Genomic DNA, 8,353 nt, shown 5'->3' with positions numbered 1-8,353 from the left:
TCCACCTCTTGAGGGGGAGGTGGACCGCGAAGCGGGTCGGAGGGGGTCTGCGGAGCCGCGGTTGCACCCCCTCAGCCGGCTTCGCCGACAGCTCCCCCGCAGGGGAGCAATGGCTCCGTAATTCCTCCCCCCAGGGGCAGGGGAATCGCATTTGGCTTGAGTGATCTGGGCGAACTGGATTCTGAGGGTGTCTTCCTTGTTTTGGGAGGCTCCCATGGGAGGTTTCGAAGCTGTCTTCTCGGAGGTTCCGGACCCGCGAGCGAGCAACGCGCGTCATGATCTGTTGGAAGTGATGTTCGTGGCTCTGGCGGCGGTTCTTTGCGGGGCGGAGGACTGCACGGACATGGCGGAGTTCGCGGACGCCAAGCTGGAGTTGCTGCGTCAGGTGGTGGGCCTACCGCACGGTCCACCGATGCTCCAGGTCACAAGGACCCACTGGACGATCGAGAACCAGCTCCACTGGGTCCTGGACGTCGCCTTCGAAGAAGACCGCGCAAGGAGCCGCAAGGACAATGCCCCACAGAACCTCGCCCTCCTCAGAAAACTCGCCCTCAATATCGCCAGGCATCACCCCGCAAAGGGCTCAATGAAGAAGAAGCTCAAGCGCGCCGGATGGGACGACGCCTTCCTGCTCTCCATGGTCGGCCATATGCGATAGCCCTGCCCTGCGGGAGAAGAGTTACGGCGCCCAGGGGCCGGCGAGGCTAAAGGCTGCCGATCAGGTCCAGCCACTCGGCTTCCGTCAGGACCCGTATGCCCAGGGCCTCGGCGGTCTTCAGCTTGGAGCCGGCCCCGGGACCGGCGACCACGATGTCGGTCTTCTTCGAGACCGAGCCAGCCACCTTGGCGCCCAGGGATTCCGCCCTCGCCTTGGCCTCGTCCCGGGTCATCTGCTCCAGGGCGCCCGTGAAGACCACCGTCTTTCCGGCGACGGCGGTGTCCTGGCGAGGCTTCTCGGCGTCGCGGATGGTCAGCTCGGCGACGAGCTCGGCGACGATCCGCCGGTTGTGCGCCTCGCCGAAATAGGCGGCGGCGGCCTCGATCACCGCGCCGCCCACCTGGTCGAGGGCGTCCAGCTCCTCGATGGCCTCGGGGTCCCGGGCGGCGACGCGGTCCATGGCGGCGAGGAAGGCCTCGGCCGAGCCATAGCCCCGGGCCAGGACCATGGCAGTGGTCTCGCCGATATGCCGGATGCCGAGGCCGAAGATGAACCGGTCCAGGGGAATGTCGCGGCGCGCCTCGATCCCGGCGACCAGGTTGGCGACGCTGGTCTCGCCATAGCCGTCCATGGCCCGCAGCTCATCCAGCCGGGCGGGGTCCCGGGCCAGGCGAAAGATGTCGGCAGGCTCGCGCACCCAGCCGAGGTCGAAAAAGGCCGCCAGCTGCTTCTCGCCCAGGCCCTCGATGTCATAGGCCCTGCGGGAGACGAAGTGGCGCAGGTGCTCGATGCGCTGGAAGGGACAGGCGAACTCGCCCGAGCAGCGCCGCACCACCGTCTCCGCCCCTGAGGCCGTGGTCTCGCGCACCAGGGGGGTGGCCAGGGGGCACGGGCAGGTCTCGGGAAAGGCGAAGGGCGGCGGCGGCGGATCGGACCGCTCGGCCTCCACCACGCCGACCACCTGGGGAATGACGTCCCCGGCCCGCTGGACGATGACGGTGTCCCCGACCCGGATGTCCTTGCGGGCGATCTCGTCGGCGTTGTGCAGGGTGGCGTTCTCCACGACGACCCCGCCGACCGTGACCGGGACCAGACGGGCGACGGGGGTCACGGCGCCTGTCCGCCCCACCTGCAGGTCGATGGCCGTCAGGACTGTCCGCGCCCGCTCGGCGGGGAACTTGCGGGCTATGGCCCAGCGGGGCGTGCGGGTGATGAAGCCCAGCCTCTGCTGCCAGTCCAGCCGGTCGACCTTGTAGACCACCCCGTCGATGTCAAAGCCCAGGCGGGGTCGGGCGGCCTCCATCTCGCGGTAGGCGGCCATGAGCCCCTTGCCGCCCTCGACCCGGCGCGACTGGGGGGTGGTGGCGAAGCCCCACTCGGCCAACAGGGACAGGGCCCGCCACTGGGTGTCGGCGAAGGGCGCGCTGACCTCGCCCCAGGCATAGGCGAAGAAGCCCAGGGGCCGGGTCGCCGTGACCTTGGGGTCGATCTGCCGCAGGGACCCGGCGGCGGCGTTGCGGGGGTTGGCGTAGGTCTTCTGGCCGGCGGCCTCGGCCTGGGCGTTCAGTTCGGCGAAGGCCTGGTGGGACAGGTAGACCTCGCCGCGGACCTCCATCACCTGCGGCCAGCCGGATCCCGAAAGGCGCCGGGGAATGTCTTCCAGGGTCAGCAGGTTGGCGGTGACGTCCTCGCCCACCCGGCCGTCGCCGCGGGTGGCCCCGCGCACCAGCACCCCGCCCTCATAGCGCAGGGAGGCCGACAGGCCGTCGATCTTGGGCTCGGCGGTATAGGCGATGTCGGCGTCGTCCAGCCGCAGGAACCGCCGGATCCGGGCGTCGAACTCCAGGGCGTCTGCGTCCGAGAAGGCGTTGTCCAGGGACAGCATGGGGACCCCATGCTCCACAGGAGAGAACTGCTCGGAACGGGCGGCGCCGATCCTCAGGGACGGTGAGTTCTCGCGCACAAGATGGGGAAAGCGCGCCTCGATGTCGGCGTTCCGGCGACGCAGGGCGTCGTAGTCGGCGTCGGAAATGACCGGGGCGTCGGCCTGGTGATAGGCGAGGGCGTGGGAGGCGATCGCGTCCGCCAGGCGGGTCAGCTCCTCGGCGGCCTGCGCCTCCGTCAGGTCGGGAACGGCGATCTCAGGCATGCATCAGGGCCCGGGCGGCGGCGCGCGCCTCATCGGTGACCTGGGCGCCGGCCAGCATGCGGGCGATCTCTTCCTCGCGGGCGGCGGGGTCGAGGTCCTCGACCCGGGTGCGGACGGCCGCCTCGTCGCCCGCCTTGGACACGCGCCAGTGGGCGTCCGCCCGGGCCGCCACCTGGGGCGAGTGGGTGACCACAAGGACCTGTCCCTCCCGCGCCAGACGGCGGAGGCGGAGGCCTACGGCGTCGGCGACGGCGCCGCCCACCCCCTGGTCCACCTCGTCGAAGATCATCAGGGGCGGCGCGCCGCCGCGGCCGGCCAGCGAGGCCTTCAGCGCCAGGGCGAAGCGCGCCAGCTCGCCGCCCGAAGCCACCGTCGTCAGGTCTCCGAAGGGCGCCCCCGGATTGGTAGCGACCTCGAAGGCGACGCGGTCGCAGCCGCCCGGCCCGGCCCGGTCGGGCGCCAGGGCCTCCAGGCCGACCCGGAAGCGCGCGCGCTCCAGCTTCAGGGGCGGCAATTCGGACTCCACCGCCCGGGACAGGGCCTCTGAGGCGGCCCGGCGGGCGGCCGACAGGGCGGCGGCGGCCTCGAGGAAGCGCGCCTCGGCCTGTGCCGCCGCATGGCGGGCGGAGACGAGGTCCGTCTCGCCGGATTCCAGCCGCGACAGCCTTTCGGCCAGGGCCGCCCGGCGCTCAGGCAGGGCCTCAACGGCGCAGCCCATCTTCCGCGCCGCGGCGCGCAGGGCGAAGAGGCGCTCCTCGGCGGTCTCCAGGTCGTCAGGACGGAAGTCGAAGGCGGCGGCGGCGGCCTCCACGGCGGCCTCGGCCTCCTGCAGGCCGCCGAAGACAGCGTCCAGGGCCGCCTCGGCCTCGGCCAGCCGACCCACGGCGGGACCCTCTGCGGCGGCCCCCGCCTGGAGGGCCCGGCTGCGGGCCTGGCCGAGGGCCCGGATGGCCGAGGCGAGCCGCGGCGGCAGGCCCTCGAGGGCCTCTCCCGCCTGGCTGATGTCGGCCAGGGCCTTCTCGGCGGCGCCCAGGACGGCCCGGCGTTCGGCCAGGGCGGCCTCCTCCCCCGCCTCGGGGGCGAGGGCGTCCAGCTCGGCCAGGAGGCGCGCGGTGTCCTCTGCCTCGGCGGCCAGGGCGGCGGAATCGCGGGTCAGACCCTCGAGGCGGGCTTCAGCTTCACGCCAGTCTCGCCAGGCCTGTCCGACAGCGCGCAGCAGATCGGCATGGCCGCCATAGGCGTCCAACAGGTCCCGGTGGGTGCGCACATCCAGGAGACCCACTGTCTCATGCTGTCCGTGCACCTCGACCAGCAGGGCGCCGATCTCGCGCAGAGCCCCCACGCTGGCGGGCTGATCGTTGACGAAGGCGCGGCTGCGGCCGTCGGCGGACAGGACCCGTCGCAGGATCAGGTCCTCCCCCGGCGCCGCCTCCAGCCCACGGGCCTCGAGGAGGCCCCAGACCGCGTGGCCGGAGGGCAGGGAAAAGGCGGCGGTCGCACTGGCCTGGGCGGCGCCCCTGCGGACAAGGCCGGATTCAGCCCGCACCCCGGCCGCCAGGCCAAGGGCGTCCAGCAGGATGGACTTGCCCGCCCCGGTCTCTCCGGTCAGGGCCGTAAGGCCCGGCCCCACGATGAGGTCGAGGCTCTCGATCAGGACAAGGTCGCGAATCCAGAGACCGGTCAGCATGGGGGCAGGTTCGCTGCGAATCGGCCGGACCGGAAGCCCGGCGATCCGGCGATCCGGCGCTCAGCCCTCACCCGGCGCGGGGCTCAGGCCCGAGGACTGGGGCGGTGGGGTCCTGGAGGGGTCCCGGATGAATGGAAGAGGCAGGCGCCGTTTCGCCTGGCCGTCGGGCGTCACGGCAGGCTGGAGGTTCCTGGACGTCAGCAGGGCGTAGGCCTCTCGATACCAGTAGTCGCCGGGATAGTTGTAACCCAGGACGGCGCCGTTGCGACGCGCCTCCTCCATGAGCCCGAGGGTCAGGTTGGCCTCCACCAGGCGATAGAGGGCCTCCGGCGCATGGGAGGTGGTCTGGAAGCGCTGAATGACGGTCTGGAAGCGGCCTATGGCGGCGAGCGTGTCGCCCTGGCGCAGGTAGTAGCGACCCACGGACATTTCCTTGCCCGCCAGCTGGTCATTGACCATGTCGATCTTCAGGCGCGCATCCGCCGCGTATTCGGTCTTTGGAAACCGCTGGACCACCTCGCGAAGGGCTGCAAGCGCCTGTCCCGTAGCGGCCTGGTCGCGTCCGACGTCGACGATCTGGTCGAAGTAGCAGATCGCCTTCAGGTAATAGGCGTAGGCGGCCGAAGGATTGCCGGGATAGAGGGACAGGAACCTCTCGGCGTCGCCGATCGCCTCGACATACCGGCTGGCCTGGTAATTCGCGTAGGCGGTCATCAGGATCGCCCGGCGGGACCACTCCGAATAGGGGTGCTGCCTCTCGACCTCTGCGAAATAGTCCACCGCCTGTGTCCACTGACGGGCGTCGAGGCGCGCGGCGCCGGTGGAAAAGAGCAGTTCGACAGGGCGCTCTTCGTAGACGAGGCGCGGCCTCCGTTCCTGGCTGGCGCACCCGGACAGGAAGACAGCGGCTGACAGACCGACAAGGGTCGGGGCGATCCAGGATCTGCGAAGCACGGACACCATCACCTCAAAGGACACGAGCGCGCCCCCGCGCCTGAACGGTCAGGTTCTACACGAGCCGTGGGCCTGAGCCAACGGCCGGCGCAAGGGGGATCAGACCGCCTCGGCCATCTGCGGCGCCAGGGTCCGCAGACGCCAGGCGTGGGGCGTCGCAAGAAGGGCGCGCACCAGCGCATTGTTCAGGGCGTGCCCTGCGAGGACGCCTTCAAAGCGGCCGAGGACCGGCGCGCCAAGCACAAAGAGATCGCCGATCGCGTCCAGGGCCTTGTGGCGGACGAACTCGTCCGGCCGCCGGAGCCCCTCCGGGTTCAAGACCTGGTCCCCATCGATGACGACGACATTCTCCATGGAGCCCCCGAGCGCCAGGCCCATGGCCCTGAGCGCCTCGACCTCGTGCAGGAAGCCGAAGGTGCGGCAGTCGGCGAGCTCCCGGCGGAACGCCTCGCCATCCATCCTGAGGTCCACCGCCTGCCGGCCGATCGCGCGCGAGGTGAAGGCGATCTCGAAGGCCACCTCGAAGCCCTGGGCGGGGCGCAGGGTCGCGCGCTTGTCGCCGTCAATCACCTCGACGACATCGATGATCTCGATGAACCGGCGGGGCTCGCCGAGCGCCCGGAGGCCGGCGCGATCGAGGCCGCGGATGAAGTCGACGGACGAGCCGTCCATGATCGGCATCTCCGGCCCGTCAATCTCGATGACGGTGTTGTCGACGCCGGCCATCACGAGGGCGGCCATGAGATGCTCGATCGTCGAGACGGTCACGCCGGCCGAATTGGTGATGACCGTGCCCAACTGGGTCTTGCAGACGGCGTCTCCGGTGACCGGGACCCTGTTCTGCCGGTCCTGGACGTCGGTGCGGACGAAGACCACCCCGGTGTCGGCGGCCGCGGGCTTGACGAGGACGCGGGCCCGCTCGCCGGTGTGCACCCCGATCCCCTCGAAGCTGACGGGGGCGCGGACGGTGTGCTGAAACGCGAAATCGGCCAAGACGGAAGCTCCGGATCACACTGGACGGATACGCAGTCCGTCACGGCGCTCTTAGGCCGTTTGCTGCGGCGCCGCAAAACACGATGCATTTCGCAATGTTTCGCGGGTCAACCTTCGGGAATCCTTGGGTTTCCCCGGAAAGAGAGCGGCCCCCCGGAAGGTCCGGAGGGCCGTTGTCTTGAGCCGGGACCGGCAGGCCGTCAGTTCGCGAGCCGGCGCAGGAAGGCCGGAATGTCGAGGTTCTCGCCCTCTGGCGCCGGGGCCTCCCCGGGCGTCTCGACCGGCAGGGCGCCGCCGGCCCGGGGCGAGGCCGCGGCCGGAGGCGGCTCGTATCGCGCAGGACGCTTCTGTCCCCAGAGGCGGAACCCTGTCGGCCGGGACTGGGGCGGGGCTACGGGGATCGGATTGGGGAAGATCCCGTCGAAGTCATCGTCCGCGGAGACACTGGGATCGACGATCTTCTTGATCACCGGTTCCTGGACGCGAATCCCGGCTTCGGGCTCCACGGAGGCGGCGGCGGCCGGGGGCGGGGATGCGGCCGGCGCCAGCAGGTCGCCCTGCTCCGGCGCCAGGAAACCCGGACCCGCGGACGGGCCGTCATCAAACAGCGGCGGCTCCACCACCGGGCTGACCGCCTCGGCGACCATCGGGGCCGGGGCCGGGGAAGGCTGGCTGGCGGTCGCGTCGGGAGCCGAGGAAGACGCAAACTCCGAGCTGAAGGCTTCAGCCTGGCTTGCAGCGAACCGGATGGGAGCCGGCTGGGGCGCCGCACGGGCGGGCCTCGGCTCGATCACGGACATCGAGGCGCCGTCCATGCCGGTGGCGACCACGGACACCCGGATCCTGCCTGCGAGGCTGGGATCAAAGGCGGCGCCGAAGATGATGTTGCCTTCAGGGTCGACCTGCTCGGAGATGGCGTTGGCGGCCTCGTCGACCTCCAGAAGCGTCATGTCCAGGCCCCCGGTCACATTAACCAGGACCGCCTTGGCGCCGCGCAGGGAGACCTCGTCGAGGAGCGGGTTCTGGATGGCGTTGTTGGCGGCCATCAGGGCGCGATCCTCGCCCTCGGCCTCGCCGGTGCCCATCATGGCCTTGCCCATCTCGGTCATCACCGTGCGGACGTCGGCGAAGTCCAGGTTGATCAGGCCGGGCAGGACCATCAGGTCCGTGATCGACCGGACGCCGGAGTGCAGGACCTGGTCGGCCATGCCGAAGGCCTCGGCGAAGGTTGTCCGCTCGTTGGCCACGCGGAACAGGTTCTGGTTGGGGATGACGATCAGGGTGTCGACATAGCGCTGAAGCTCGGAGATGCCGCTTTCTGCAAGACGCATCCGGTGGCGACCCTCGAAGTGGAAGGGCTTGGTCACGACACCGACGGTCAGAATGCCCCGTTCGCGCGCCGCCTTGGCGATGATGGGCGCAGCTCCGGTGCCGGTGCCGCCACCCATACCGGCGGTGATGAAGACCATGTGCGCGCCGTCGAGGTGCTCGCCGATCTCGGGAATGGATTCCTCGGCCGCGCTCATGCCCACCTCGGGATGAGCCCCGGCGCCCAGGCCCTGGGTGACGGTCACGCCCAGCTGGATGCGGCGATCCGTCTTGGCGAAGGCCAGCTGCTGGGCGTCGGTGTTGGCGACCACGAACTCGACGCCCTCGAGGCCAGCGTCGATCATGTTGTTGACGGCGTTTCCGCCGGCGCCTCCCACCCCGAAGACGACGATGCGCGGCTTGAGTTCGGTCGCGCGCGGCGCGGAAAGTGCTATTGCCATGAGACCTCTCGCGTCCTCCGTCAGACTTGTCGCAAGTCGCCCGGCTCCCGACGGGAGGGACCGGACGGACTCGGCCTGCGACAGGGTTAATGGTCACCCTGACGCCCTTAATCTGGGGTTAATTGCTTAGCCCGAGTCGGAGG

The 8,353-nt window shown here is 70.4% G+C and carries 6 protein-coding genes; 1 reads left to right on the top strand and 5 read right to left on the bottom strand.

Going from position 1 to position 8,353, the window contains the following annotated elements:
• Positions 1-214 precede the first annotated feature (214 nt).
• On the top strand, positions 215-658 hold the full coding sequence (locus INE98_RS04370; protein ID WP_293536874.1) for an ISAs1 family transposase: 444 nt from the start codon (positions 215-217) through the stop codon (positions 656-658).
• Positions 659-704: 46 nt separating this feature from the next.
• Here INE98_RS04370 and ligA read toward each other — a convergent pair whose 3' ends face one another.
• The 5 genes from ligA to ftsZ all read right to left on the bottom strand — a co-directional run bounded on the left by ligA (position 705) and on the right by ftsZ (position 8,210).
• Complete coding sequence (ligA, locus tag INE98_RS04365; RefSeq protein ID WP_293536872.1) at positions 705-2,807, bottom strand: NAD-dependent DNA ligase LigA; 2,103 nt, start codon at positions 2,805-2,807, stop codon at positions 705-707.
• Positions 2,800-4,494, bottom strand: coding sequence for a DNA repair protein RecN (gene recN, locus INE98_RS04360; RefSeq protein WP_293536870.1), 1,695 nt, complete (start codon positions 4,492-4,494; stop codon positions 2,800-2,802). The genes ligA and recN overlap by 8 nt, the downstream gene beginning before the upstream one ends.
• Positions 4,495-4,554: 60 nt before the next feature.
• Entirely contained in the window at positions 4,555-5,457 is a 903-nt protein-coding gene (locus INE98_RS04355; protein WP_293536876.1) for an outer membrane protein assembly factor BamD, read from the bottom strand.
• 90 nt (positions 5,458-5,547) lie between these two features.
• Positions 5,548-6,441 carry a UDP-3-O-acyl-N-acetylglucosamine deacetylase gene (lpxC, locus tag INE98_RS04350; RefSeq protein WP_293536868.1) on the bottom strand — a complete coding sequence of 298 codons (894 nt, stop codon included), beginning with the start codon at positions 6,439-6,441 and terminating at the stop codon, positions 5,548-5,550.
• A gap of 200 nt (positions 6,442-6,641) precedes the next feature.
• A complete protein-coding gene (gene ftsZ / locus INE98_RS04345) occupies positions 6,642-8,210 on the bottom strand; it encodes a cell division protein FtsZ (protein WP_293536867.1) in 1,569 nt (522 codons plus the stop codon).
• Positions 8,211-8,353: the final 143 nt, after the last annotated feature.

It is taken from the genome of Phenylobacterium sp. (assembly GCF_020253645.1).
Taxonomy (GTDB): domain Bacteria; phylum Pseudomonadota; class Alphaproteobacteria; order Caulobacterales; family Caulobacteraceae; genus Phenylobacterium.
This window is presented reverse-complemented; position numbering and strand designations above follow the sequence as displayed.